The following is a 782-nucleotide window of genomic DNA, read 5'->3' as shown; positions in this document are numbered from 1 at the left end:
GCAGTATCGTTGTTCGCCACGTCCTTCATCGGCTCCTAGCGCCTAGGCATCCTCCGTGTGCTCTTAGTAGCTTAACCAATTGCTCGGATGAGCAATGCAGTTTTCGCTAATATATAAACTTGTTCTGACACAAGTTCAGCTAAAAGGAATGTTCTAATTCGCATTTTTCGTTTCGATATCCAGTTTTCAAAGAACAAGCTTAGAAAATCATTGTTGGTGGAGCCAAGCGGGATCGAACCGCTGACCTCCTGCTTGCAAGGCAGGCGCTCTCCCAGCTGAGCTATGGCCCCAAACCTTACTCCAAAAAGTGAAGTTTGCCTACGAGATTGATTCCGATTACTTTTCGGAAACCCCGCATACAAAAACCTTATGAAGTTTGAATGGTGGGCCCTGGTGGACTCGAACCACCGACCTCACCCTTATCAGAGGTGCGCTCTAACCAACTGAGCTAAGGGCCCACAATAATATTGAATTGTCACCCGAAACGGGTTACGCTTGGCGGCTTTCTACTCTCCCAGGACCCTGCGGTCCAAGTACCATCGACGATGAAGGGCTTAACGGTCGTGTTCGGGATGGGAACGTGTGGAACCCCTTCGCTATCGCCACCAAACGTATGAGAGTTTGAACTCTCAAAACTGAGCAACGAGTGAGTCACTAGCCGACCTGGCTAGATTTTAAATTTGAATGTCTTCATCGCAGAAGACGATTCTCCATAGAAAGGAGGTGATCCAGCCGCACCTTCCGATACGGCTACCTTGTTACGACTTCACCCCAATCATCTA

General features: G+C 48.6%; 2 tRNA genes and 2 rRNA genes. All 4 read right to left on the bottom strand.

Going from position 1 to position 782, the window contains the following annotated elements:
* Positions 1–214 precede the first annotated feature (214 nt).
* A tRNA-Ala gene (locus RSX24_RS32240) sits at positions 215–290 on the bottom strand.
* Positions 291–381: 91 nt separating this feature from the next.
* Positions 382–458, bottom strand: a tRNA-Ile gene (locus RSX24_RS32235).
* A 35-nt stretch (positions 459–493) separates the two neighbouring features.
* Positions 494–610: ribosomal RNA gene (rrf, locus tag RSX24_RS32230) — 5S ribosomal RNA — on the bottom strand.
* A 106-nt stretch (positions 611–716) separates the two neighbouring features.
* Positions 717–782, bottom strand: a 16S ribosomal RNA gene (locus RSX24_RS32225); the annotation flags it as partial.

The organism is Paenibacillus hubeiensis (genome assembly GCF_032334105.1).
Taxonomy (GTDB): Bacteria; Bacillota; Bacilli; order Paenibacillales; family Paenibacillaceae; genus Paenibacillus; species Paenibacillus hubeiensis.
The sequence above is the reverse complement of the archived record's forward strand: the minus strand, read 5'-3'. Positions and strand labels throughout refer to the sequence as shown.